We start from the raw sequence: 24,954 nt of genomic DNA on the forward strand, positions 1-24,954 counted from the left end.
CTGCCATGAACAGAAAGTATTTCATAAGAAAAAGGTAAAAAATCTCTAACCCTAAGGCTAGAGATTTTTGTCCCAATACCAATCAATCATGTTTTAATTCAGAAAAACCACTAGCTTCAACTAATATAACATCCATACCGATCTTGTTAATCTTATCCCAGGAAATAACTATATCTTCATTTCGCCCAAACAGTCCCAAAAACCTGCCGGGGCCTGGAACGACGATGGCGGTTAGTCGTCCGCTCTCAGTATCAATCTCTATATCAGTGATATTTCCCATTCGTTTACCATCGACAACGTTAATTACTTCCTTTAGCTTAAGATCACTTGTTTTCAACACGTATCATCCCTCCTTACGGACATCAATTTTCTGCTTCTCTGATCTCTACAATAAGTATATGAAGGACAAGGGGTAAGAGTGACTAGTGTGATCATGAATATTTTTTAATGCTTACCCATACCCGGTTTTTCTCCATTCCTGTGCTTCTATATGCAAACAAAATCATTAGTTTTTAAAGCTAACTGTCTCAAAAATTGTCCCAATTTGAGGAACAACTAGGGCAAAACCTTCGGTTTATTACGGCTGCAAAGGGATAGAATACCGGTAAATTATATGAAACTGCTATTAAAAGAAAAACACCGGCATTGGCCGGTCTATAATGCTTTGCGTAGCTCACGTATTTCATTATCATGTTTGGCGTTGCGCTTTAGGAGGTAATTAATATCGTCCGCTATGGCGTCTATTTGCTCTGCCTTACGGTAAGTCTTTTCCACTATATCCAGGATTGCATCGTCAGCCTCTTTAAGGTGTTTGATATCTTCCTTAGTGGATGTATGTTTTGCTTGATAGTAATAATATCTTCTAAGGTGCTTGACATCCTTGACATCTTCCCTGGTGGCCTTAATTTCGCTAAGGATCTCCTGTAAAAATTTCTCCACGGTATCACGCCCCTGTTTTTTATTCTATTATAGCATAAAGGGGAAGGTATTCATAAAGCAAAAAATGCTGCCACCATCTCAACAACCGTTGTTGTGTCTCCCGGTAAAAGGTGCCCATATGACTTAATTTGTTATATTCCGTCGCCATACTCATTCCCCTTTTGGAATTAGTATACCCAATTTTTATGGCTCAAAGCGTATACCGCCTAAAGGCGGTAGGTTTGAACCCCGCGAATGGAAACTAAATTATGTAATATTTTATACCTTGTTAACATATTATAAATTAGTAAGAAATAGGAGGTTCCAATATGAAAAGATGTTGTTATATACCACCGCCCCTTTGTTGGGCATGTCCATGCAGGTTCTGTCTGTGTTGTAGCAATAATCCAAATGATGACCCTGGACCTGGAAATGAATTTATATTTTTCCCGGAACTTGTTGTTGAAACTTCCCTACCTACTCTTTTTCCAGAACTTTATTTCTATCCATAGAAAAGTCAAGGCTCTTTTCCTTTAATAAGCCCTTGACGCTACTTTCCAGACAAGCATCGTTCTAGCCACGCCACGGGCTTTTTTATGACCTCCTACCCAATACTTTTTCCGCAACCTCTGCCACACTTCCCCGTCAAGATATTTCCGGCCTTGCCATTAACTCTTGCTTGATAACCACAGGTAACAACCTTATTAAACGCAATAATATAAGACACAGCCATTTGGACTGTGTCTTATATTATAAGTTATCTGAGAGTTTTATTTACTCAAGGAAGATAATAATTCAGTAATTTTCCAGCGTATTTCAATTTTTGGCTGCTTATCGTTGTTATCATCACTTGTACCGGATATAGGAGCAGTTGCAACTTTAGACCCGTCAATAAAACATAGTGGGGGAAATAACACACACCACCAGTTTTGCCCCTCGGCCTTTCCTATCAGTATACGTACAGCTTGATATTGTCCTGCCGGCAGAGTTAAGTTTCCATATGATTTAACCGGAAAATTGAATTGTCCAATTTGAACCGTTACAGGATACTCTACATCGTAAACGCTAACTACCTGTTTTGCTACTTTAATAATGTCACCCTGGTGCGCCAAAATGATACTATTAGCATCCTCAGCGCTTTTAACGTTTTTCACTAACGGCGTAAGATATGCAATCACTGCATCTCGAACTTTTAGCTTCATTTGTTGATCCGCCAGACTATCACTGTTGGCCAGTATATGTAAACGAACATAATCGTTTCTGTTGGGAGTAGTAATAGTGCTTCGACTCTCATACAACGCCAGCATTCCCCATCCGCCGGCTACAAATAAAAATAATAATCCTAACAAAAAAATTTTGGACATTTTAATTAAGCTCAATTTTCTTCCCATTTTATATTTTTATGCCCTCCACAAAATCTATATATATTTACGCATATGCCCTAAAGCAGCTTTTTCCAACCGTGAAACTTGGGCTTGTGATATTCCTATCTCTTCAGCTACTTCCATTTGCGTTTTGCCTTCAAAAAAGCGCAGAGTCAGAATATGCTTTTCCCGCTCACTTAGTTTGCGTAACGCTTCTTTAATAGCAACCCCTTCTAACCAGCTTAAGTCCAGATTTTTGTCATCGCTTATTTGATCCATTACAAAAATTGGATCTCCGCCATCGTGATAAATCGGCTCAAACAATGATATCGGTTCTTGAATGGCATCTAAGGCAAATATGATTTCTTCCCTTGGGATTTTTAATTCTTCGGCAATTTCGTTGATAGATGGCTCGCGTGAATACTTGCTCACCAGACTGTCTCGTATTTGTAAAGCTTTATATGCTATATCCCGCATAGACCTGCTTACTCTGATAGGATTGTTGTCACGTAAATACCTGCGTATCTCCCCAATAATCATCGGTACCGCATAAGTGGAAAACTTGACATTTTGCGAAAGATCAAAATTGTCGATTGCTTTCATCAAACCGATGCATCCCACTTGGAACAGATCATCTACATATTCACCACGATTATTGAACCTCTGGATGACACTCAGAACCAACCGCAGGTTACTGTAGATCAACTGTTCACGCGCTGAATGCTCCCCTCGTTGCATGATTTCGAACAGTTCACGCATTTTAGTGGCAGAAAGCACCGGGAGCTTTGCCGTATTTACACCGCATATTTCAACTTTGTTTACAATCATGCATGTACCTCCCCTGTTTCCCCAATGCAATATTGATATTACATTTGCTACCAATATTTGCAATCACTGTATCCACTATAAGCATTATTGCCATGCCATGCATGTTTTATACTCAATTCCAGGAAAGATATATATAATAAAACGTCTTGTTTTTATGTAAAATTAATTAATAAAAAAATATAGGAGAACCGCCTCAAGCACTGGCTCTCCTGTCATTCCATACGACTTATTTCCTTTCTCAGCCGCTTAATAATTCGTTTTTCCAAGCGAGAAATATAAGACTGGGAAATTCCAAGTAAATCAGCAACCTCTTTTTGTGTCCGTTCCGCACCGTCACCATTAAGCCCAAATCTTAATTCCATAATTTTTTGCTCGCGTCCCGAAAGTTTACTCATTGCCGTATAAAGTAAAGTGCGATCCACTTCTTCTTCTACCGATTTATAAATAATATCATTGTCAGTCCCTAAGACATCGGACAGTAATAATTCATTACCATCCCAGTCTATGTTTAATGGCTCGTCAAAAGAGACTTCCGAGCGGGTTTTACTGTTTCTTCGCAAGTACATGAGAATTTCGTTTTCAATACACCGTGACGCGTATGTAGCTAACTTGATTTTTTTTACGGGATCGAAAGTATTGACTGCTTTGATTAATCCAATCGTTCCAATGCTGACCAAATCTTCCACACTTACTCCGGTATTTTCAAATTTCCGGGCGATATATACTACCAGTCGCAGATTACGTTCAATAAAGACACTCTTGACTGATTTGTCACCTTTTTGTAAACGCGTCAGTAAAAAAACTTCTTCATCATTTGATAGTGGCGGCGGAAGAACTTCCGCACTCCCTACATAAAAGACCTCATCTGCCTCTAACCAGCCAATTTTTTGAAGCAATGCGATTATTTTTAACTTGATATATAGTTTTACTACCGGCCAAGTTATGCGCATATATCTTCCCCCTTTTCCGAATTCATTCGATTAATAAGCGCCGGATGCAATAACGCGTCGCATTCTATATCTTTGCTAAAAGTCCCGGCATAAATCCCGATTACCACTTTAGAAGTGGATATAATGCCGTTTTCAGTCGCTATGCTGATCTTATCAGGCCTAAATCCAAGCAACATGCTGCATTTGCCGACAGATACATAGGGAACAGGCTCAATTCTTGATAGCCAAGCCTCATCTTCACAAGTATAGATTTCTGATATCCAAGTATCCGGATCATGATTTTGCAAAAAGCTTGCGACTGAGTGGCTAAGGATTCCTAAAATTGACTGATAACTAGCTAGCACAACCGGGTTGTGCCCCGACACTGAAAACAAGCTATTTCCTGTATCAACAAGCCCGTTAATATTTGTTTCCATTCCGTTATAGTTCACAGTTACTTGATACAAAGTTTGTTTTCGATATATTCGGGCCAATAATTGCTTTACAAGTAAAGTGATTAGCCCAATTCCCATACTGCCGCCTACGGCTAAATGCTGCCATGATAAACTGCCGAATTCCGTTACTATTGATTTACTTTCCGATAATACCGATAACGCTGAAGTCTGGAGAAAATATAGCCAGCCGATAACCGCTCCGCCCAAAATGAAAGACACAAGGAAAAAAGCACACCAGAGCACGCATAGTACCTTTACCGGCTTTTTACCAAAAGCGATGATAATGATGACAAGCGATGCCACAAGCTTAGCTGGAGCGGTATAAAAAAATAAAACTTCCTTCCAAATACTGCCTAGTGAATATATACTACTGACCATGGCCGCAAAAAAAATTCGTTGCCACCTGAAGCTGATTCCGGCGCCATAGGCTGTAAGTAATAAAATAATGCTGTTCATAACAAAGTTAATTGTTATGACTACATCTGCATATACATACATATTACAATCCGCCCGTTACATGATTTTGGTTCAAGCATTGGCAACCTACCATTCATGACAATCTATGAATCAGTCTTTAAAGCTATTCCAATTATATCAAACCTATTAACTAAAAATTGTAATTCTTTGCATGATTCATGTGTGATAAATGGTATAGTTTCGACGAAGTTTGTAAAAATAAAAACCCGGCTACGAATAGCCAGGTTCCGCATACACTTATTCCGATTTACCACGAACTGCTTAGAAATGGTCAGATGCCAGGCGCGACGCGGACCGGAACGTAAGCGTACTGGTTGTACGCTGGAGTGAGGACCATAGGAGCAACGACGCAGATGACGGTTTCTAAGCAGTTCCCCACTTTAAGCAACCAAACTACGACCGTCGCATCCATGCAGGTATATCCAGATCTCGTCCTTTAAATGGTTCGATTACAGGGGTCTCGGTTTTGCTCCCTTCTATTTTTCCTGGTCTTGGATCAAAACCCGTTGCAATAACGGTAACCCGAACTTCATCATTAAATCTTTCATCAATCGTAGCGCCAAAAATGATCGTAGCTTCCGGATCAGCGGCTTTTGCAATAATATCAGCGGCCTCATTTACTTCAAACAAGGTAGTGTTGGGTCCGCCAGTGAAATTAAGCAAGACACCTTTTGCCCCATCTATCGACATTTCTAAAAGCGGACTCTTAATTGCCCCTTCTACCGCCGCGATGGCCCGATTCTCTCCCGACCCAATGCCAATTCCCATCAGAGCAGAACCAGCTTCGCTCATAATCGTTTTTACATCGGCAAAGTCTAAATTTATCAGAGCAGGAACAGCAATTAAGTCAGAAATACCTTGTACACCTTGCCTCAGTACATCGTCAACAATATGGAACGCGTCGACGATAGACGTCTTTTTATCTACAACCTGCAGGAGTCTGTCATTGGGAATGGTAATCAAGGTATCCACTTTTTCTTTTAGTTTGGCAATTCCACGTTCTGCCTGCGACTGACGACGACGGCCTTCAAAAGTAAATGGCCGAGTAACAACACCAACCGTAAGCGCTCCTACTTCTTTGGCACATTCGGCAACAATTGGAGCTGCTCCCGTACCGGTTCCTCCACCCATTCCGGCGGTAATAAACACCATATCCGATCCTTTAAGGGTTTTAATTATTTCTTCACGGCTTTCCTGTGCTGCTTTTTCACCAATATCAGGATTAGCACCGGCACCCAGCCCTTTGGTTAATTTCTCACCGATTTGAATACGAAATGGAGCTTGAGACAATATGAGCGCCTGTGCGTCGGTATTAACGGTGATGAATTCCACTCCTTGTAAGCCGGAGCCAATCATGCGATTAACAGCATTATTGCCTCCGCCTCCGACCCCGATAACCTTAATTGATGCAAACTCCTCTAAATCCATATCATATTCAAGCATTGGAAATAAATCCTCCTTAAATTCTTTTAGAGTACTGACAAATATTGTGACATAGCAGTGTAAATTACATTTTAAACATTTTTTTTATATTTCGAACTACCGCTTGCCACGAACTAAGGTTATTGATTCTTTCCTTTGGCACAAATTGGGCAGCATGCCTTAAAATACCAATACATGCCATATTATCCGGGTAAGCATATTCCAAAGGCATCATGTCCAAATGGACTATCTCGGGTTCAACACCAAATATTTTCCTTAAGTTATCTTTAAAACTAGGTAAAGCGCTGCATCCACCTGCTAAATATATTTTATCAACAAACGGTTTTCTTTCTGATACCATGTGATTGTCCACAAAATAATCATACGCTAAAGAAACGATTTCTTCCACCCTGCATTCAACGATATCATAAAGAAAATCAAACGGAATTTGTTTGTCTGTTGTTCCGTAATCGTTACAGTCCAACAAAATATTTTGACCACGTAAATCTTTATTTAATTTAGAATAATAGCGCTTAATTTCTTCCGCGTGAGGGCGACTGACGCTAAGCCCCTGCATCAAATCATTGGTAATATAATCGCCACCTAATGGCAGGGATGCTACTAAACAGGGTTTCTTTTTACCCCGGTAATAAACAATATCTGTTGTTCCTGCGCCTATATCTAAAAAAACATAGCTCTCAACATCACTTGGGGGGGTAAAAGCCTCTGCAGCGACAATCGCATTCGCAAAAAAGCCGATTGGATGAATATCATGTGTTTCAAGAGCTATTGTAAGATCACCCAGTATAGTTTGGGGTAAAGTTATGATATAGGCATCTACTTCAACTTTTGCGCCAACAGAATTATCTGACCCCTTGTCATTTACAGCCGAAATATTAATAGGCATCACTTGCAGCACATGTTGATCATCAGCTATTGACCCAAGGACAGCTGCCCTGCAGGCTCGCTCAACATCCTCATTTGTTATAGTACCGACCGCTAGGGGAGCAACGCTACCGACGCAAATTTGTCCATGTATGGCAGTCCCGCCTAGACCCAGGTAAACATTTTTGCTTTTCTCGCAGTTAGCTGCCATGACAACGCAATCGAATGCTTGCCTAATTGAATACGCTAGAGCAGCGACGTCAGTAATAACTCCCTTGGTATAGCCGGCTGTGGGGGCTGAACCGCTGCCAATTATTTCAATGTATCCATCAGTTCCAACTTTCCCCGCCAACACTTTGATCGTGCCTGTGCCGATATCAATCCCAATTATATTAGCACTCATCCCTGTCCCTCTCAGCACAGCGTTATGTTTCTTCCCAAGTATTTTCAACATAACTATCATTTTCCCTTTTTTTTTGGGTAAAAAATATCTTGGATACATTTCCCAAAAATATCAGAAAGCTACTTTTTTAAAAAATAACGGCGAATAATGGCTAAATTTTGAAAAATTCTTAGCCCAAAAGCTAATAATGATACATAATACAAATCAATTCCCAAACGTTCACCGGTATAGACTAGTCCGGCGGCTAAGAGAGCATTCGTGAAAAATCCGGTAATAAAAATCGTATTATCAAACTTTTCCTCAATCCCGGCCCTTAAACCACCAAACACTGAATCAAGAGAAGCTAAAAGCGCCACTGACATAAATTTTGCATATTCGACCGGAACTGTAATTGGAAAAGAGATGCCGATAATAAGTCCAATAATTAGTCCTGTAATCGGTAAAGCCATTACTGCCCACCCTCTTTGCTTTCTGTAATCGGTTTTGCAAACTCAAACCTGAAAGCCCCTTTAAAGGCGGGAACCCGTACAATTTCCTGTTTCTTAATGGCAACTTGAATGCCCCAAAATTGCAACGTTTCTACTACTCCACCCCGCATTTTAAGCGCGTTTTCCAAAGTTTGCGGATCGCCGATGGCTCGTAACTCATATGGAGGCGAGTATCGAGTATTGTTAACAGATAAAGTGGGGCCAGCACAACGAATTTCCGAGTTTGCAATCAATCTTTGCTCATTTATGGAGATTGCCTCTGCTCCCGCAGCCCACATTTCATTGATAACTTTTAAAATATCATCATCATGAATAAGATATAAGTTCGGATTTTCCCCAGGTTTTGACGGGCGTTTGCTATCATCAATGGTGACGATAATCCCAGGTCCCTCCACCGCCACCACCCCGGCCCCCATCTTCACCGTCTCCATTTCACGCGAAACAGCTTGCAGTCCGGAAGACTTTTTTAGTTCCTCTACCTGTTTAACCAGCACGTCCCGTTCCTTTTCTGTTTGACTAAGGCGTTGCGACAAATCCTCTATCCGCTGAAAAGGAATGCTAGATCTGATATCTTGCGTAGTACGAAACTGTACCGCCAGCATAACTCCCAACACAACACACACTAAGGCAATGGAAATTTGCCCCTGCTTAATAGGAAGCAAATGTATCTTCTCCTTTCTAAAATACGTGACTAACAACATATTTATATGCAGTTACGAAGTCACTATGAACAAACCGACAAATTCATCACTCCCGCATCTTTATTATGGGTGACGTGTAGTTTAAATCAACATATTCGACAATCAATTTTTTCTCCTTGATCTCACGTAAAATGTCTCCTGTTAACTTCGCCTTATCAACTAACCGGTCGGGAGAACCTAACCGTATACTGGTTGCACTGACAGTATATACGATTAGTTCATTAGCTGATTTTATATTGACCTCTGACAGTTGATTCAGTGTTTCCTCATCAAGTGCGGTCAGATAGGTTAATACACTTTGAAGTTCACCAGTACTTACTTGATCGCCAACATAAACGTTACCCAGGCGAATACCGGTGATAATTGGCGCCTTGGTTTGCTTTAAGTTTTTTAAAGCGGCAAGCACTATCCCTTGCTTATCAATCTCAACAAATCCATATTGGCTGGCCACAAAGGCCAAAGGTTGCCTTTCTTTAATAGAAATTACTACCGTAGCCGGAAATCTTCTATTAACGTCAGCCTCCGCTATCCGCAGATCATTAACCAGCCGATTCTTTATTTCAGCAGTATTTAGCCGAAAGATATTTACCCGTTCGGGTATATTGGCGATGCGAAGAACTTCTTCTGATGCTATATACTTACTGCCTTCAACTTGAACAACTCCAACGAAAAAATAGGAAGAATTAATAAACAAAAAAATGGTGATTAAGACAGCGAAAATGGCCAACCAAACTGCCAGCACCACCCTACGCCGATCCTTCGCAGCTTTAAGCCGTTCTGCAGTTTGCATCACATCACTCCCGTGGCGACCTTATGCCTGTTATTATACATCTAATTGATCTACAAATAAATAAGAAAAACGCTACGCGGCCTTAAAATATCATAACCATAAGGGCAGAAATAATGCCCTTGCAAGAAGTGAAATTGGCGGGGAGATAAAACAAAAAAAAGGGACGGTAGTAAATATACCGCCCTACACAGTTGCACTCAGCAGTTTCCCTAGTCGCACTTTACCCGAACAATTTGAGCGCCAAGACCGTAGAGTTTTGTTTCAAAGTTTTCGTAACCGCGGTCAATATGGTATACATGTTCAATATCCGAATTTCCTTCAGCTGATAAAGCAGCCAGGACCAAGGCACTTCCCGCTCTTAGGTCCGGAGCGGAAACAATAGCTCCGGTCAATTTGGGAACGCCGCGAATAATTGCTGTGCGCCCTTCCACCTTGATCTTGGCACCCATTCGCGTAAGTTCATCCACATGTTTGAATCGGTTTTCAAAGATAGTTTCTGTTATAATACTAGTGCCTTTCGCAATAGTTACCAAAGATAGAATTGGTGCTTGCAGATCAGTTGGGAATCCTGGGTATGGAAGCGTCTTAACATCAACGCCCCGCAGTTCCCCTGCTTTAATCCTAACATAGTTGGTGCCGCTAATGACCTGCGCGCCAATTTCCTGAAGTTTGTCTATCACTGAAAATAAACACTCGGGAATCACGTTTTCCACAATTACATCGCCGTGGGTGATTGCGCCGGCTATCAGTAATGTTCCGGCCTCAATTCGATCAAACATGACGCTATGCTCTGCAGGAAATAATTGATTAACCCCGTCAATTCTTATTGTGTCGGTACCAGCGCCGGAAATTTTTGCTCCCATTTTATTCAGAAAGGTCTGCAAGTCACATATTTCGGGTTCTCTGGCCGCATTCCGGATAACGGTAATACCATTTGCCAATACTGCAGCCATAATTGCGTTTTCAGTAGCCCCTACACTAGGAAAATCAAAATGAATTTCAGCTCCCTTTAATTGTTCTGCTTCCGCATCAATATAACCAAAGCTTTCCTGAACCCGAGTCCCGATTTTTTCAAGCGCTTTGATATGTAAGTTGATGGGTCTAGGTCCAATTGCGCACCCGCCAGGGTATGAAAGCCGAACCTTTCTAAACCTCCCTAAAAGAGGTCCCATAAGAAAAACTGAAGCGCGCATTTCTCGCATCAGATGCTCAGGTATTTCAGCCTTACATACGTTTGTCGTATCAACAATTAGAGTTTTTCCTTCCCTGACAATTTTCGCGCCAAGTAAAGCTAATATTTCCTTCATAACCTGAATATCGCGCAAATTAGGCACATCATGAATCACACTAATACCCGAACAAAGAAGCGTTGCCGCCATAATTGGCAATGTAGCGTTTTTAGCTCCGCTTACTCGTACATTACCAGTCAGTTGTACTTCTCCTTTGACGATAAATTTCTCCATCGTCTTCCCTCCCAGAAAAGTACAATCACCCTCCACAACGAATGCTCATTTACTCTATTTTACTCTTTCTTTCATTAAGCTTAGTAATTATTGACTTTGCATCAATTTCTCTACCAGTTCCTCACTTGTTTGGAATATATTTCCTGCCCCCATTGTTATAACCAAATCCCCCGGTTCAACAACTTGCGCAAGATATCTAGCAATTTTCTCCTTGTCCGGAATGTAAATAACCCGTTGTTGTGTCTGCTTCTCGACCTCTTCTTTGATAGTCTCGCCGCTAATCCCGGGGATGGGTTGTTCACCAGCCGGATATATATTTGTTAAAATCAATACGTCAGCAAAAGTAAATGCGCCGCCGAACTCCACCTGTAGTAATTTGGTACGCGTATACCTGTGCGGTTGGAAGACACAGATCAATCTTTTCGGATCCGTTTGACGTGCGCCAAGCAAGGTAGCAGAAATTTCAGTTGGATGATGGGCATAGTCATCTACAACCCAAACTCCGTTAACTCTTCCCTTTGTCTGAAAACGTCGTTTAGCACCTTGAAAAGCAGCTAACCCATTAACGATTTGTTCGAAGCTAAGCCCCACATGGACACCAACGGCAATGGCCGCAAGAGAATTAGATACATTGTGCCGTCCCGGAATACTGAGTTTCACAGCACCAAGCCAGTCTCCCTTATGATAGGCATCGTATATAGTGTACGGACCATGAGTTCGAATATCTTTTGCCATGTAATCCGCTTCTCCATCTAGAGCATACGAAACATAAGTCCGCCTCAGCCGCGAAGCGATATCTTTTACATATAGGTTGTCAAAACAAAGAACAGCCAGCCCATTGTCAGTCGGCAATCTATTTAAAAAATCATCAAAAGTCCTTAGAATATTTTCCATCGTACCGTAATAATCCATATGATCATTTTCAATATTGGTTACAATGGCTATACGTGGCGATAGTTTAAGAAACGATCCGTCACTTTCGTCGGCTTCCGCTATCAAAAATTTACCTTTACCAAGCTTGGCGCTGCCACCAATGGGTTCAAGTTCACCGCCGATGATTATCGTTGGATCTAATCCATTTTTTTCCAACATTAAAGCAACCATCGAAGTTGTTGTAGTTTTTCCATGCGCCCCCGCAACTGCAATCCCGGTCCATTGTTCCATTAAAAAGGCTAAGACTTCTGCCCGATGAAAAACTGGAATATTTTGTTCTTTAGCGTTTTTCAACTCAGGATTTGTATCAGGTATAGCCGTTGACACCACCACGGCCTCTACTCCGTCAATATTGTCCGGTTGATGCCCAATACAAACCCTACAGCCTGCCTGTTCCAGTTTCTTGGTTATTCCCGACTCGTGTATATCAGATCCTGACACAATGAATCCCATATCCAGCATTATTTTTGCGATTGAACTCATTCCCGAGCCGCCAATGCCAATAAAATGAATCCTTTTAATATTGTCTAAATTATCTAACAATAATGATACTCTCCTTTCTTGCGCATTCAGCAGCCCGGTACATCCTTAATTTACATTTCTTTAATGCCTTGCTTATTCCCGCTTAGCATATCTTATTGTATGCATCCCTTACGGGCGGTGTTACTTACACTGCTAATGCCTATTGCCTATTGTAGGTTGCCAATGAAAGAACCAGCCTAGCTATTGCTTGAGCTGCCTGGGAGCGTCCTAACTTTTTACTGTTTACACCCATTCTATCCAGTTTTTCTCTAACATTAAGCAAGTTTTCAATTGCTCCCAAAAGTTTGCTGCCGTCCAGCTCGGAATCATTAATGGTGATCGCTGCTCCTTGTTTCTCCAGCACTCTGGCATTATATTCCTGATGGTTTTCCGACGCATATGGATAAGGAATCAATATAGCCGGAATGCCGCGCGCGGTAATTTCCGCCAGGCCAACGGCGCCCGCCCGAAATACCGCTAAGTCTGCTGCGGCCAAAGCTTGCGGCATATTATAAATATATGGCTTTATGATAATATTTCCAGTTGAAGAAAGGTCTATTCCTGCTTGTTCAATACTGTTAACTATGTTATTATACTCGTTTTGCCCGGTAACATGCAATATTTGGACATGAGGATTATTGGCAAAATGTTTATGTACCTGCAGCATAGCCGTGTTGATGCTGCGGGCGCCTTGACTACCGCCAACAACCAGGAGAGTAAGCTTATCGGGATCTAGCCCAAATACCGCTTGTCCTTCCGAGCGAGTGGCCGACATGACTTCCGGCCGAATAGGATTGCCGGTAAATACAACCTTCCGCTGTGCATATTTAAAATGTATTGCGGCCTCTTGGTAACCTACTGCAATACGGTCAACGAAACGCGCAAGTATCCTATTTGTTATACCCGGAATAACATTTTGCTCCTGAATAACTGTTGGTATTTTCAAAATACTGGCCGCCAATAAGACCGGACCGCAGACATACCCACCTGTTCCTACCACCACGGACGGCCTAAAAGAACGGATAATAGCAAGTGACTGCCATAAACTTGACACAGTCTTTATTATAGTTTGAACATTGCGGAAAGATAAGCGACGCTCAAGACCTCGGACCTCTATTGTTTGGAAGGAAAACCCTTCTTTGGGTATTATGTCTGCTTCAAGACCGCCCTTAGTACCGATAAATAACACTTGGCAGGAACCAGTCATTTTCACAATTTCTTTGGCTATAGTAACGGCGGGGTAGATGTGTCCACCTGTTCCCCCGCCGGAAATTATCACTCGCATAATAATAACTCCCCCTCCAATCTTACCTTAGACTATATGTGCTCAGCTTTCTAATACCACGAACTACTTAGAAATCGTCAGGTACCGTTGCATATGAAAAAAACTTATTGGAATGAAATTTGCTGATTACAGTTCGATTACCATAGTCAGACCGCCGAGGCGCGACGACGATTCTGATTTCGTTTGGCTTAGTATAGCAGTTTGTGCGGGGACCTCACGTAGGTGTACTGGAGGTACTCCGGAGTGAGGACCGCAGAAGCAACGAAGCAGATGGCGGTTTATAAGTAGTTCCCACCTAGATTGAATCATTTTAGACTAACGTAGCGTGAAATATTTAATAATATGCCGACCCCCGCTAAGGTAAAAATTAACGCCGAACCGCCAAAACTTATAAACGGCAGTGGTATACCTGTAACCGGCATTGAAGCTGTTACCACAGCAATATTCATGAGTGCCTGCAAAATGATCATGCTGGTAATTCCGGCAGCTAGCATGCTGCCATAAATATCCGGAGCGGAAATTGCAACCCTATATCCCCGCCATGCAAATAGAAAAAAAAGGATGACAACTGCTGCCGTTCCGATAAAACCGAGTTCTTCTCCCAGAATTGCAAATATAAAATCTGTATGCGGTTCAGGCAGATACAAAAATTTCTCCCGGCTCCGCCCCAGGCCTACGCCAAAAAGTCCGCCAGACCCGATAGCGTAAAGAGATTGAATGATGTGATAGCCACTGTTGAGCGGGTCAGCCCAAGGGTCGCTGAATGCCAGCAGTCGTTTTAAACGATAGGGCTCTACGATAATCGCCGCAACCACACCTGCAATCCCTACAGCTCCTAAAGAAGCTAAGTGCGATATCTTCGCCCCTGCCGCAAACAAAAGTACAAAGACTGTTCCCCCAATGACCAGTGCCGTTCCTAAATCCGGTTCTTTCAATATTAAGCCGAACACAATCAGAAGTACCAAGAGCTGGGGCATAACGCCTTTGATAAAATTTCCAATTTTATCTTGTGAACAAGCTAAGCTGTTTGCCGCGAACAAAGCCATTCCCAATTTTGCAATTTCGGACGGTTGTATATACAGAGCCCCGAAACCAATCCATCGTCGTGCTCCATTTACCACTTTCCCCAAACCCGGGACAAGTACCAACACCAACAGGATCAAAGTGCCAAAGAGTACAGGCTTGGCTAGTTTCTGCCACACATGATATTCAATATTCATGGTCAACAACATGGCTAATATGCCTAGTACGGCCCAGATTATCTGCCGCTTTAAAAAATAGAAGCTATCGTTATAATTCACATAGGCTGAGACTGCGCTGGAACTGAATACCATGATAATACCGAATCCAAGCAGGGCAATGATGGTAAAAAATATTGCAAAATCAGGTGATTTGGGTCTCCCCACCAAATTCGCTCCCCTCCTTAGCCTAAGCGATGTACAAGATCTTTAAATATTCTCCCCCGTTCTTCATAGTTATTAAACATGTCGTAACTGGCACAGGCCGGTGACAATAATACTACCTGTGGCGGTTCAGACAATTTATGGGCTAAGATAACTGAATCCTCAAAAGTATTAATTCTGTAAATATTGGAAATTCCGTTTTTAATCGCCTCGCTTGCAAACCGGTCCTTTGCTTCACCTAACAAGATGAGGTAATCTACCCGCTCCTTAACAAGTTTCATAAATTCAGTCAAATCGGTATTTTTATCCTTGCCGCCGGCAATCAAAATGATATGTCCTGGAAAAGCCTCCAAAGCTTTCATAGCTGACTCCGGATTAGTGGCTTTGGAATCATTGTAATACGAAACGCCGTTAATTATTCCTACAGGCTCAATGCGGTGTTCAACTCCGGGAAAACTTTTCAACACCTGAGCCATATCTTCAGGCTTTACTCCACTAAAGTAGCACACACCGCAGGCGGCCAAAGCGTTCTCTATATTATGCGCACCTTTTATTTTTATCTCTTCAATTTTGCAGACGTCTAAGATGTTTCCTTGCCAAGAAATCCGAATGGTATCATCCTGCACAAATATTCCGGAAGACAAACGTTGTTTCCGGCTGAAATACACAGCTTGCCCAGGTACCCTGACTGCCATGTCCCGAACTATTGGATCGTCATAATTTAATATTGTATAATCCTCTGCTTGTTGCTGTGAAAAAATTCGTTCTTTCATCTTCTGGTAGATCTCTATAGTGTGATGCCGATCAAGATGATCCGGAGTTAGATTCAAGATTGCGGCAATATGCGGACGAAAATAAGCAGCCCCTTCCATTTGAAAACTGGATATCTCGGCAACAACCAGGCTATTTTCCGCAATGTCGAGTACTTGCTCCGACAGCGCCGCCCCTATATTGCCCCCCACCACCACCGGCCGTTCTGTTTTTTTGAGCATTTCTCCCACAAGTGTAGTTGTAGTCGTTTTTCCGTTGGTCCCTGTAATGGCAATAATAGGTACCCGGCTTAAACGATAAGCTACTTCAATCTCGCTGCAAACGGCAATTCCCCGTTCCTGCGCAGCCTTTACCAATGGTATATAAATTGAAATGCCAGGAGACAAAATTAAATAATTTAAATCCGCTAGCAATGTTTCGTCTTGAGCCCCCAAGGCTAGTGAAATTCCGGCACTTGCAAGGGCGCTAAAGTCTTTATTGATTTCCTCGGCGGGTTTGCTGTCACTCAAGGTAACGATTGCACCTAACCGGTTGAGGATCCGGGCAACAGATATTCCACTGACTCCCGCTCCCAATACTAATACTTTCTTGCCACGAAATTGGTTATCCATTTACTATATACCTCCTGAATAACTGGTTGCCATTATGCCAAGTGCCACTGCAGCAAATACGATACCGGCCAGCCAAAAAACATTCACAACCTTTGTCTCCGGCCAGCCTGACAGTTCAAAGTGATGATGGATAGGACTCATACGAAAGATTCTTTTTCCCGTTGACTTAAATGATATTACCTGAATGATCACCGATAAAGCCTCAATAATGAAAACACCACCTACGATCACAAGCAACAGTTCGGTTTTGGTCATTACCGCCACTGAAGCCAAAGCGCCGCCAAGGGACAGTGATCCGGTATCTCCCATGAATACTTGGGCCGGATGAGCGTTATATTTCAGAAAACCTAAACAGGCCCCAGCCAGGGCCACGCAAAAAACTGCCAACTCTGGTTTGGAAAAAACTATTGCGATTACCGCATACGCCAATGCCGCCACAATCGTAGTTCCCGCTGCCAAGCCGTCCAAGCCGTCGGTAAGATTAACAGCGTTGGAAAAACCAACGACAAGAACCAGGAAAAATGCAATATAGTATAAAGGCCCAAAGTCAAAACTTATCCCCAGAAAAGGAATCCACAAGTCGGTTCCCCTTCCCAAATATACATTGGCAAAATACCCCAGCATCAGCGCTATAATGATTTGCCCGCTCAGTTTTTGTTTGGCTTTTAGTCCCATGGATCGTTTCAACACGACTTTGATAAAGTCATCGAGAAAGCCGATAAATCCATGTCCCAAAGTTATAAATAGTGCCAGAATTATTTCCGGCCCCCTGCTGGTAAACATTAGTGTCGGTATAACTAAACCCAACAAAATAATAACTCCACCCATGGTTGGAGTTCCGGCTTTGGCATAATGTCTTTCCGGGCCTTCCTGTCTGATGCTTTGCCCGAATTTTAGCCGCCGTAGTAGGGGAATGAGCAAGGGTCCAGCCGCTAATGCAATGAGAAAAGCCATTCCGGCGGCATATAGCAGATCTTGCATGATAAACCTCCCAATGGTGTTGTAGCAGAGCTACATTTGTAATTTTGATGAAAACCAGTGCCATTATTCAAATAGTGTCAAAAACCTCCAAAACCTTTTCCATCTTCATACCGCGAGAACCTTTAAATAAAATTGAATCACCAGATTTTACAATTCCTTTTAGCAATGCTTTTGCTTCTTCATGATTTGAACATACCATTACGTTCTTTACACCATGGAGCTGGGCCGTGTCGGCAATGTAACGAGCAAAATCGCCAACAGTGACAATAATATCAACCCCCTTCTCGGCTGCAAATTCGCCGACTAATCGATGGGCTTCTGCTGCCACGTGTCCCAGTTCCAGCATATCGCCTAACACGGCTATCTTACGCCCTTCAGCAACGTCTGCCAGTGTCTCAATTGCCGCTTTCATCGACAGGGGACTGGCATTATACACATCATTGATCACTACAAAGTTACCGCGCCTAGTAATTGCCTGACGCATCTCAGTGGGGTAAAAGGAAGCAATACCACTTTTAATTTCATTTGGTTTTAAGCCTAGCTCCCAGCCCACGGCAATTGCTGCCAAAGCATTATACACGTTATGCTTACCTACAGTATGCAAAATTATCGGGAAAGATCCCCGGGGACTTACGCAGTCAAAAGTTGTAACCGTTTCTTCACCCGCATGCATTTGAATGTTTTCCGCCCGAACAAAAGCCCCGGACGTAAGTCCATAAAGAACTACCCGTGCTGTTGTCTTGTCTTGCATCCTTCGTACATGATCATCATCAGCATTAAGAACTACAAGATCCTTTTGCTTAATAGATTCAACAAGTTCAGCTTTAGCTAACGCTATATTTTCTATAGATCCTAAAATTTCAATATGAGTTTGACCGACATTGGTAACCACTCCCACAGTAGGCAGAGCAATTTCAGTCAGTTCACGTATCTCGCCCCGTGCTCTCATCCCCATTTCCACTACTGCCGCTTCATGAGAAGGCGTAAGATTGAGCAAAGTAAGCGGGAGGCCTATTTCATTATTATAATTCGCCTCAGTTTTTAGGACTTTAAACCGGCTGGATAACACCGCTGCCAACATTTCTTTGGTAGTTGTTTTTCCATTGGAACCGCTAACAGCAACAACAGGAATGGGGAAGCGTTGCCGGTGGAATCTGGCAAGACTCTGCAGAGCCTTCCGTGTATCATTTACCAGGATGACCGATACATTTTGGGGAATATCAACATCAGGACGGGAAACCAGCAGGCCGGCTGCCCCTTTTTCCAGCGCCGGAATAACAAATTCATGCCCGTCAAATCGTTCACCTCTTAAAGCAATGAATAAGTTGCCCGGTTTAATCGTCCGCGTATCAGTGGAAACTCCGGTAAACAGGCTGCCACCGGGTTTATGAATCAGTTTCCCGCCAGTCGCCTTTAATACTTCACGCGCGGTAAATTCCGCCATCATCTCATCTCCCCAATAATTTCCCGGGCAATCTCCCTATCATCGAAGTCAATGGTTCTATCTTTGAGGATTTGATAAGTCTCATGTCCCTTACCGGCAATAAGAATGATATCTTGCTCCCGAGCCAATTTAAGTGCGTATTGGATTGCCTGCCGGCGGTCAACAATAATTTCATATTGTTTAGTGTCGCCAAAACTAGCCATAGCCTCTTTAATCCCAACCTCAACATCTTTAAGAATATCCTCTGGGTTTTCAGTTCGCGGATTATCCGAAGTGGCTATAATAATATCAGCGTATTTCACCGCAGTTTTACCCATAATCGGACGTTTGGTCCGGTCGCGGTCCCCGCCACAGCCGAATACGACTAAAACCTTATTCCGGGCAAACTGTTTAGCGGTTTTGAGTACATTTTCCAAACCATCCGGGGTATGGGCATAGTCCACAATAACTGTGTAAGGCTGGCCTGCCTGAACCAGTTCAAAGCGTCCCGGTACACTCTCAAAACTTTCTAATGCCGGCATGATTATCGCTTTATCTATTCCTTCGGCAACGGCTGCGCCAATGGCTCCCAGCACATTATAAACATTAAACATACCGGTAATTTTCAAGTTAAGTGGTATTCTGCCATGGGAACCGGCGATTTCAAAACTCGCGCCATTTGCTTTTACTTTAATCTCCCGGGCCATGAGTTCCGCCGGGTGTTCGACCCCATAGCTAATAACACTGCAGGCAGTGCTCTTGAGCATAATCTCACCGGCAGCGTCATCCAGGTTGATAACAGCAGTTTTTCTATATTTTGAACTATCAGGAGAACCTAAACTTCGAAAAAGCTTTGCTTTTGCCTCGATGTAGTTGTCGAAGTTTTCATGGAAGTCAAGATGATCTTGCGTTATGTTTGTGAAAACACCAACATCAAATTCACAGCCTGCAACCCGATTTAACGCTAATGCATGGGAAGAGACTTCCATAACCGCATAATCCATCCCCTGGGTTACCATATCGGCTAATATTGACTGCAAATCGATAACGTCAGGAGTAGTATTTTTCACAGGTAAAACCTGTTCCCCAATTATTGTCTGTATCGTTCCAATCAAGCCAACTTTATATCCGGCTTGCATTAATATTTGTCTGATTAAATAAGTTGTGGTTGTCTTGCCGTTTGTACCGGTTATGCCAATGATTCTGAGCTTGCGCCCCGGGTAGTCAAAAAAGTAGGGTGCAATTTGCTGCATGGCTGCACGAGTGCTGGCAACCTTTATAACGGTAAGGCCTTCTATGGTTTGCGGGAAATTCTTTTCAACAAGAACGGCAACAGCACCTTTGTCATAGGCATCAATAATGTAGTTATGACCATCAACTTTATTACCTGTCAAACAGATAAAAAGCGCTCCAGGTGTAACCCGTCTTGAATCATAGGTTATGCTTTCTATTATGCGGTCTGGGCTTCCTGTTACGGTGACATCAGGTAATAACTCGATTAATTTTTGTAATTGCTTAGACATACGTTGGGTCCTCCCGGAAATTTTGTTATTATTCGGTATTCAGAAATAATTGCCTTATATTTTATATTTTTTCCAAAAATATCACTTTTAAAGGCTTAAATCCTGTTTTTCTTAATGCAAATGGAACAACATTGAGCGCAACAGTTTCGGTTATGTGCCCGAATCACCAAAATAAACGGTGACACTGGTACCAGGTATTACTTTATTGCCAGGAGGTGGATCTTGTTTCATTGCCTTTTCCCCTTTACCCACCGGGGTCACGCCAATCCCCAAATCTGCAAGAATGTCGGCCACCTCACGCGGTGAATGGCCCGTTAAGTCCGGAATTGTGACTTCACCGGCAGTATAACGGGGCGTCAAAGTATATAACAGTACATTTGTTCCCAATGGAACCCTGCTGCCCGGCTTCGGAATTTGATCGGCAATCCTATCCCCGCTCTCTTCGACTCGTGCGCCAAGCCCCGCCTTCTGCAGTTCTTTCACCGCATCGTTCACATTCAAATTGATAACGCTGGGAACTACGAGATGGGTTTCAGAACCTTCTTTACTCTTATTCTGAACGTTACTTATTGGAGAAACTTTAAGATACTGAAGAACGTCCTTCATCACTGCGCCAAACACCGGGGCAGCTATTTGGCCCCCGTAATATAATCCTACCGGCTCGTCAATTACTACCAGCAATGCCACCTGGGGATTATCAGCAGGTGCAAAACCTGCAAATGATGCAACATATTTATCCGGCAAATAACCCCCGGCCCCCACTTTTTGCGCTGTTCCCGTTTTTCCGGCAATACGAAAACCTTCAACATAGGCATTTCTCCCGGTTCCTTCTTCGACAACTTTTTCCAAAATTCCTTTTACTTCTTTGGCGATTGCCGGATCAATCACTTGCCTGACTACATCCGGTTGAAAGCCACGAATGATTTGCCCGCTTTTGTCCCGGACTTCCCTGACTATTTGCGGTCTAAGCAATTGACCATCATTGGCCACCGCTGCCACCGCTGTTACCAGTTGCATCGGGGTTACGGCAATGCTCTGGCCAATGGACATTGTTGCCAGATTAATAGGTTTAGCTTGCGCTCTGTCTATAGTAATTCCCTTAGCTTCACCAGGCAAATCAACCCCGGTAGGCTTCCCAAAACCAAAAGAGTCAATATATGAGTAAAATGCATCGCGTCCTAACCGAAGGCCAACATTGACAAAACCAACATTGCACGAATTCTCTACTACCTCAATGAAACTTTGACTGCCATGTCCGCCATGTTTCCAGCAATGGATAGTGCGCCCTTGCACTTCTACTCCGCCTGGGTCAAAAAAACGCTCTTCCGGTTTAACTACATGCTCTCCCAGTGCGGCAGAAGTAGTAATAATTTTAAACGTCGAACCAGGCTCATAGGCGTTGGAAACGGCAACATTGCGCCAAAGCTTGGGAGAATAATCGGCAAACCGGTTTGGATTATAATCGGGCCGGTTGGCCAAAGCCAGAATACTGCCGTCTCTCGGATCAAGGGCAATAATGGTCGCAGCTTTTGGCTGAGTTTCCTTCATCACCCGGTCAAGTTCACGTTCTGCAATTTGCTGTATTACGCTATCAATTGTCAAAACAAGATTATATCCATCTATCGGCGCGGCAAATTTATGAGTAGCATAAGGTATTTCCTTGCCTCTGGCGTCATATTCAACAACAATGCTGCCCGGGCGCCCCTTAAGATAGCTGTCAAAAGTAAGTTCAACACCATCAAGCCCTTGACTGTCAATACCGTTAAAGCCCAGGACATGAGCTGCCAGATTGTCATTGGGATAGAGCCTTTGGTTTTCCTGTGTCAATCCAATTCCCGGCAAATTCAGCATCTGGATTTGCCGGGAAGTATCTGCGTCAATCTTTCGTTTTATCCAAATGAAAGCTTGACGTTTTTTTAATTTGTTTTTTAAATTAGTCTCATCTAACGCCAAAATAGCAGCCAAGTTGGCTGCTGTTTCTTCAGGATTACGTATTTCGGCTGGTATAGCATAAACAGATTCAGCACTTACGCTTACAGCCAGTTCCCGTCCGTTACGGTCATAAATAATGCCTCGTTTGGCCTCGACAGGTATATCCCTAATCCGTTGATCAACTGCACTTTCCGCCAGCCAGGTACTTTTATAACACTGGAGATAAAGTAAGCGTCCAATAAGCCCTAACATCATAACTGATATAAAAAGAAATAGGCAAGCAACCCTTTTTCTGATGGTAATATGCGTAGCAGATGCCACTTATCTATCTCCCCCATCATTAGATTACCGCCCCTTGCTCGCCTCCGCCCTGTTCGCTTTTAGCAGGCTAAACATTTTCTCTGCTATGCTGGTGTCGTGAGTTGCAACAGGTTCCAGTTGCTTAGCAGCATTAACGTCAACGCTGGCAACGGAAGCATAGTACGCATTTTGCGGAACGATCATACCCATTTCCCGTGATGCGATTTGTTCAATACGCTGTGGCGATTTTAGTTTGGCGATTTCCAAACGCAAAAGCTCGTTATTCTTCTCCATTAATGTAATTTGACTCTTGATTTTAACAACATCATAGCCGGACTGCACAATTGCAGCACTTTGCACTGTAACAATCATTGCCATGATAGTCAAAGCAACAATTAACACGAAGCATTTTGAGCGAAAATGGACGTTGGTTTTTTCCACGGGCGTAACGGCAGGCGACGCGGCTTCTTCCTGATTTTCATACCATACTTGCTTTTTCTGTACTAACATTTTTATTTGCCCTCCCTACATTTTAGAACACAGACTTGTGGTTATTGTAACTATCAGAGCTTTTCGGCCACTCTGAGTTTGGCACTGCGAGCGCGGGGATTTTGTTTGAGCTCTTCAGCTGACGGGATTATCGCTTTACCTAAAATTTTCACCTTAGGTTTATTATTGCAAACGCAGATGGGTAATTGGGGCGGACATACACAAGATTTTGCCATTTCTTGTAAAGTCCGCTTGGCGATACGGTCTTCCAATGAATGAAAGGTAATAATGGCTACACGCCCACCTGTTTTTAGACAGTTTACCGCAGTTATGAATGCATCACATAATATTCCAAGTTCATTATTAACCTCAATACGAATTGCCTGAAAGGTACGCTTGGCAGGATGCGGACCTTCACGGCGAGCCCCTGCCGGTATTGCCTTCTTTATAATATCGACCAACCGGCCGGTGGTATCGATCTTTTGTGTGTTTCGCGAATCAACAATAAACCTCGCTATACGCTTGGCCCATCGTTCTTCACCGTAATCGGCTATAAGCCGGGTCAGTTGCGGCTCGGAATAGAAGTTGACCACATCGTATGCTGACATTTCTGCGTCTGGATTCATTCGCATATCCAACGGCGCATCCTGCATGTAAGAAAAACCTCTTTCGGCAACATCCAATTGATGTGAGGAAACCCCCAAATCAAAGAGGATTCCATTTACTTCCTCAATATTAAGTCTGCATAAAATATTATCCAAGTTACTAAAATTATCCCGTACGATACTGACCCGGCAAATTGCATCTTTAAGATGATCCCTGCCGGCGCAGATTGCGGCAGGGTCCTGGTCAATCCCAATAAGCCAGCCCTTTCTGGACAAATGTTGGGCCAAATAAAAAGAGTGTCCCGCACCGCCTAATGTGCAATCGATGTATATTCCTTCAGGATCTGTAAGTACAGCGTCTACTGTTTCCTTTAAAAGTACGCTTGTATGCCCAAATTGATTATTCGTTTCCATGTTTTCTAACACTCTCTTCAGTCTTTGGCCATGGCCCTTTAAATGCCTAGATCAGCCAAATTCTCAGCGATTTGAGCTACTGTTGGACTAACTTCTTCATTATATTTATCCCAAACTGTCTCGTCCCATATCTCTATACGATTGGATACGCCTATGACGACTACGTCTTTTTCCAATGTGGCATATTCCCGCAAATTATTTGGCAACAAGACTCTGCCTTGCTTATCACATTCCAACTCGGCGGCGCCGGAGAAGAAAAATCTCACGAATGCCCGGGCTTCGGGTTTGGCCAAAGGTAACTTTTTAAGTTTCTCTTCTAGGATAGCCCACTCGTTTTTGGTATATACAAACAAACAGTTATCGAGTCCTTTAGTGGCAATAAATACTTCGCCCAGTTCATCCCGGAACTTGGCAGGTAAGATGAGTCGCCCTTTATTGTCGATGGTATGTTGATATTCCCCCATGAACATAGCCACTCACCACCAAACAGATCTATCAGAGGCTGTTTCAAAACGCCCATCTGCGTCGTTGCTCCTGCGAGCGCTCACTTCACGTACTTCCTTGTACTGTTCCGTTCACGTCCCCGTACAAACTAATGCCGGGAGTATGATCTGCACAGAATCGTCGTCGCGCCTACCA

General features: G+C 43.0%; 23 protein-coding genes. All 23 read right to left on the reverse strand.

The genetic code is table 11. From position 1 onward, the window contains the following. Positions 1 to 82 precede the first annotated feature (82 nt). Positions 83 to 340, reverse strand: a complete 258-nt coding sequence (locus MAMMFC1_RS19530; RefSeq protein WP_126310102.1) for a YlmC/YmxH family sporulation protein — start codon at positions 338 to 340, stop codon at positions 83 to 85. Positions 341 to 654: 314 nt separating this feature from the next. Next, positions 655 to 939: a hypothetical protein gene (locus MAMMFC1_RS19535; protein ID WP_126310103.1), complete on the reverse strand. Its 285-nt coding sequence runs from the start codon at positions 937 to 939 to the stop codon at positions 655 to 657. A 749-nt stretch (positions 940 to 1,688) separates the two neighbouring features. Further along, positions 1,689 to 2,309, reverse strand: coding sequence for a stage II sporulation protein R (spoIIR, locus tag MAMMFC1_RS19540; protein WP_232035562.1), 621 nt, complete (start codon positions 2,307 to 2,309; stop codon positions 1,689 to 1,691). 27 nt (positions 2,310 to 2,336) lie between these two features. After that, positions 2,337 to 3,110: an RNA polymerase sporulation sigma factor SigG gene (gene sigG / locus MAMMFC1_RS19545; RefSeq protein WP_126310104.1), complete on the reverse strand. Its 774-nt coding sequence runs from the start codon at positions 3,108 to 3,110 to the stop codon at positions 2,337 to 2,339. Positions 3,111 to 3,322: 212 nt separating this feature from the next. Further along, positions 3,323 to 4,060 carry an RNA polymerase sporulation sigma factor SigE gene (gene sigE, locus MAMMFC1_RS19550; RefSeq protein WP_126310105.1) on the reverse strand — a complete coding sequence of 246 codons (738 nt, stop codon included), beginning with the start codon at positions 4,058 to 4,060 and terminating at the stop codon, positions 3,323 to 3,325. Beyond that, complete coding sequence (locus MAMMFC1_RS19555) at positions 4,051 to 4,992, reverse strand: sigma-E processing peptidase SpoIIGA (RefSeq protein WP_126310106.1); 942 nt, start codon at positions 4,990 to 4,992, stop codon at positions 4,051 to 4,053. Before MAMMFC1_RS19555 ends, sigE begins: the two co-directional genes overlap by 10 nt. Before the next feature lie 372 nt (positions 4,993 to 5,364). Then, complete coding sequence (gene ftsZ, locus MAMMFC1_RS19560) at positions 5,365 to 6,414, reverse strand: cell division protein FtsZ (protein WP_126310107.1); 1,050 nt, start codon at positions 6,412 to 6,414, stop codon at positions 5,365 to 5,367. 64 nt (positions 6,415 to 6,478) lie between these two features. Beyond that, on the reverse strand, positions 6,479 to 7,681 hold the full coding sequence (locus tag MAMMFC1_RS19565) for a cell division protein FtsA (protein ID WP_158618821.1): 1,203 nt from the start codon (positions 7,679 to 7,681) through the stop codon (positions 6,479 to 6,481). A 119-nt stretch (positions 7,682 to 7,800) separates the two neighbouring features. Continuing rightward, positions 7,801 to 8,130: a small basic family protein gene (locus MAMMFC1_RS19570; RefSeq protein WP_126310109.1), complete on the reverse strand. Its 330-nt coding sequence runs from the start codon at positions 8,128 to 8,130 to the stop codon at positions 7,801 to 7,803. After that, positions 8,130 to 8,831, reverse strand: coding sequence for a DUF881 domain-containing protein (locus tag MAMMFC1_RS19575; protein WP_126310110.1), 702 nt, complete (start codon positions 8,829 to 8,831; stop codon positions 8,130 to 8,132). The genes MAMMFC1_RS19570 and MAMMFC1_RS19575 overlap by 1 nt, the downstream gene beginning before the upstream one ends. An 85-nt stretch (positions 8,832 to 8,916) precedes the next feature. Further along, the gene (locus MAMMFC1_RS19580; RefSeq protein ID WP_126310111.1) at positions 8,917 to 9,660 is read right to left on the reverse strand and encodes a cell division protein FtsQ/DivIB; all 744 of its coding nucleotides are present in this window, start codon (positions 9,658 to 9,660) and stop codon (positions 8,917 to 8,919) included. Positions 9,661 to 9,869: 209 nt separating this feature from the next. Then, positions 9,870 to 11,123, reverse strand: coding sequence for a UDP-N-acetylglucosamine 1-carboxyvinyltransferase (gene murA / locus MAMMFC1_RS19585; protein WP_126310112.1), 1,254 nt, complete (start codon positions 11,121 to 11,123; stop codon positions 9,870 to 9,872). 87 nt (positions 11,124 to 11,210) lie between these two features. After that, entirely contained in the window at positions 11,211 to 12,599 is a 1,389-nt protein-coding gene (gene murC / locus MAMMFC1_RS19590; RefSeq protein WP_126310113.1) for a UDP-N-acetylmuramate--L-alanine ligase, read from the reverse strand. 139 nt (positions 12,600 to 12,738) lie between these two features. Then, entirely contained in the window at positions 12,739 to 13,863 is a 1,125-nt protein-coding gene (gene murG / locus MAMMFC1_RS19595) for an undecaprenyldiphospho-muramoylpentapeptide beta-N-acetylglucosaminyltransferase (RefSeq protein ID WP_126310114.1), read from the reverse strand. A 305-nt stretch (positions 13,864 to 14,168) separates the two neighbouring features. Beyond that, positions 14,169 to 15,269 carry a stage V sporulation protein E gene (spoVE, locus tag MAMMFC1_RS19600; RefSeq protein WP_232035563.1) on the reverse strand — a complete coding sequence of 367 codons (1,101 nt, stop codon included), beginning with the start codon at positions 15,267 to 15,269 and terminating at the stop codon, positions 14,169 to 14,171. A gap of 17 nt (positions 15,270 to 15,286) precedes the next feature. Continuing rightward, entirely contained in the window at positions 15,287 to 16,648 is a 1,362-nt protein-coding gene (murD, locus tag MAMMFC1_RS19605) for a UDP-N-acetylmuramoyl-L-alanine--D-glutamate ligase (protein WP_126310116.1), read from the reverse strand. A 3-nt stretch (positions 16,649 to 16,651) separates the two neighbouring features. After that, positions 16,652 to 17,629 (reverse strand): phospho-N-acetylmuramoyl-pentapeptide-transferase, encoded by a 978-nt coding sequence (mraY, locus tag MAMMFC1_RS19610; protein ID WP_126310117.1) that lies wholly within the window; start codon positions 17,627 to 17,629, stop codon positions 16,652 to 16,654. A gap of 67 nt (positions 17,630 to 17,696) precedes the next feature. Continuing rightward, on the reverse strand, positions 17,697 to 19,073 hold the full coding sequence (locus MAMMFC1_RS19615; protein ID WP_126310118.1) for a UDP-N-acetylmuramoyl-tripeptide--D-alanyl-D-alanine ligase: 1,377 nt from the start codon (positions 19,071 to 19,073) through the stop codon (positions 17,697 to 17,699). Then, positions 19,073 to 20,575, reverse strand: a complete 1,503-nt coding sequence (locus MAMMFC1_RS19620; protein WP_126310119.1) for a UDP-N-acetylmuramoyl-L-alanyl-D-glutamate--2,6-diaminopimelate ligase — start codon at positions 20,573 to 20,575, stop codon at positions 19,073 to 19,075. The genes MAMMFC1_RS19615 and MAMMFC1_RS19620 overlap by 1 nt, the downstream gene beginning before the upstream one ends. Before the next feature lie 150 nt (positions 20,576 to 20,725). Then, entirely contained in the window at positions 20,726 to 22,828 is a 2,103-nt protein-coding gene (locus MAMMFC1_RS19625) for a stage V sporulation protein D (RefSeq protein WP_126310120.1), read from the reverse strand. 24 nt (positions 22,829 to 22,852) lie between these two features. Further along, positions 22,853 to 23,317: an FtsB/FtsL family cell division protein gene (locus MAMMFC1_RS19630; RefSeq protein ID WP_126310121.1), complete on the reverse strand. Its 465-nt coding sequence runs from the start codon at positions 23,315 to 23,317 to the stop codon at positions 22,853 to 22,855. Between the two features lie 53 nt (positions 23,318 to 23,370). Continuing rightward, positions 23,371 to 24,315, reverse strand: a complete 945-nt coding sequence (gene rsmH / locus MAMMFC1_RS19635) for a 16S rRNA (cytosine(1402)-N(4))-methyltransferase RsmH (RefSeq protein WP_126310122.1) — start codon at positions 24,313 to 24,315, stop codon at positions 23,371 to 23,373. A 38-nt stretch (positions 24,316 to 24,353) separates the two neighbouring features. Next, positions 24,354 to 24,785, reverse strand: coding sequence for a division/cell wall cluster transcriptional repressor MraZ (mraZ, locus tag MAMMFC1_RS19640; RefSeq protein WP_126310123.1), 432 nt, complete (start codon positions 24,783 to 24,785; stop codon positions 24,354 to 24,356). Positions 24,786 to 24,954 lie beyond the last annotated feature (169 nt).

The organism is Methylomusa anaerophila (assembly GCF_003966895.1).
Lineage (GTDB): Bacteria > Bacillota > Negativicutes > Sporomusales > Sporomusaceae > Methylomusa > Methylomusa anaerophila.

Bases quoted from the DNA above. Each gene is read 5' to 3' on its own strand.
- MAMMFC1_RS19580 (WP_126310111.1), bottom strand. From the start codon at position 9,660: ATGCAAACTGCAGAACGGCTTAAAGCTGCGAAGGATCGGCGTAGGGTG.
- spoIIR (WP_232035562.1), bottom strand. From the start codon at position 2,309: ATGGGAAGAAAATTGAGCTTAATTAAAATGTCCAAAATTTTTTTGTTA.
- murA (WP_126310112.1), bottom strand. From the start codon at position 11,123: ATGGAGAAATTTATCGTCAAAGGAGAAGTACAACTGACTGGTAATGTA.
- murD (WP_126310116.1), bottom strand. From the start codon at position 16,648: ATGGATAACCAATTTCGTGGCAAGAAAGTATTAGTATTGGGAGCGGGA.
- mraY (WP_126310117.1), bottom strand. From the start codon at position 17,629: ATGCAAGATCTGCTATATGCCGCCGGAATGGCTTTTCTCATTGCATTA.
- MAMMFC1_RS19630 (WP_126310121.1), bottom strand. From the start codon at position 23,317: ATGTTAGTACAGAAAAAGCAAGTATGGTATGAAAATCAGGAAGAAGCC.
- MAMMFC1_RS19555 (WP_126310106.1), bottom strand. From the start codon at position 4,992: ATGTATGTATATGCAGATGTAGTCATAACAATTAACTTTGTTATGAAC.
- MAMMFC1_RS19565 (WP_158618821.1), bottom strand. From the start codon at position 7,681: ATGAGTGCTAATATAATTGGGATTGATATCGGCACAGGCACGATCAAA.
- rsmH (WP_126310122.1), bottom strand. From the start codon at position 24,315: ATGGAAACGAATAATCAATTTGGGCATACAAGCGTACTTTTAAAGGAA.
- ftsZ (WP_126310107.1), bottom strand. From the start codon at position 6,414: ATGCTTGAATATGATATGGATTTAGAGGAGTTTGCATCAATTAAGGTT.
- sigE (WP_126310105.1), bottom strand. From the start codon at position 4,060: ATGCGCATAACTTGGCCGGTAGTAAAACTATATATCAAGTTAAAAATA.
- MAMMFC1_RS19570 (WP_126310109.1), bottom strand. From the start codon at position 8,130: ATGGCTTTACCGATTACAGGACTAATTATTGGACTTATTATCGGCATC.
- murG (WP_126310114.1), bottom strand. From the start codon at position 13,863: ATGCGAGTGATAATTTCCGGCGGGGGAACAGGTGGACACATCTACCCC.
- sigG (WP_126310104.1), bottom strand. From the start codon at position 3,110: ATGATTGTAAACAAAGTTGAAATATGCGGTGTAAATACGGCAAAGCTC.
- mraZ (WP_126310123.1), bottom strand. From the start codon at position 24,785: ATGTTCATGGGGGAATATCAACATACCATCGACAATAAAGGGCGACTC.
- MAMMFC1_RS19615 (WP_126310118.1), bottom strand. From the start codon at position 19,073: ATGGCGGAATTTACCGCGCGTGAAGTATTAAAGGCGACTGGCGGGAAA.
- MAMMFC1_RS19620 (WP_126310119.1), bottom strand. From the start codon at position 20,575: ATGTCTAAGCAATTACAAAAATTAATCGAGTTATTACCTGATGTCACC.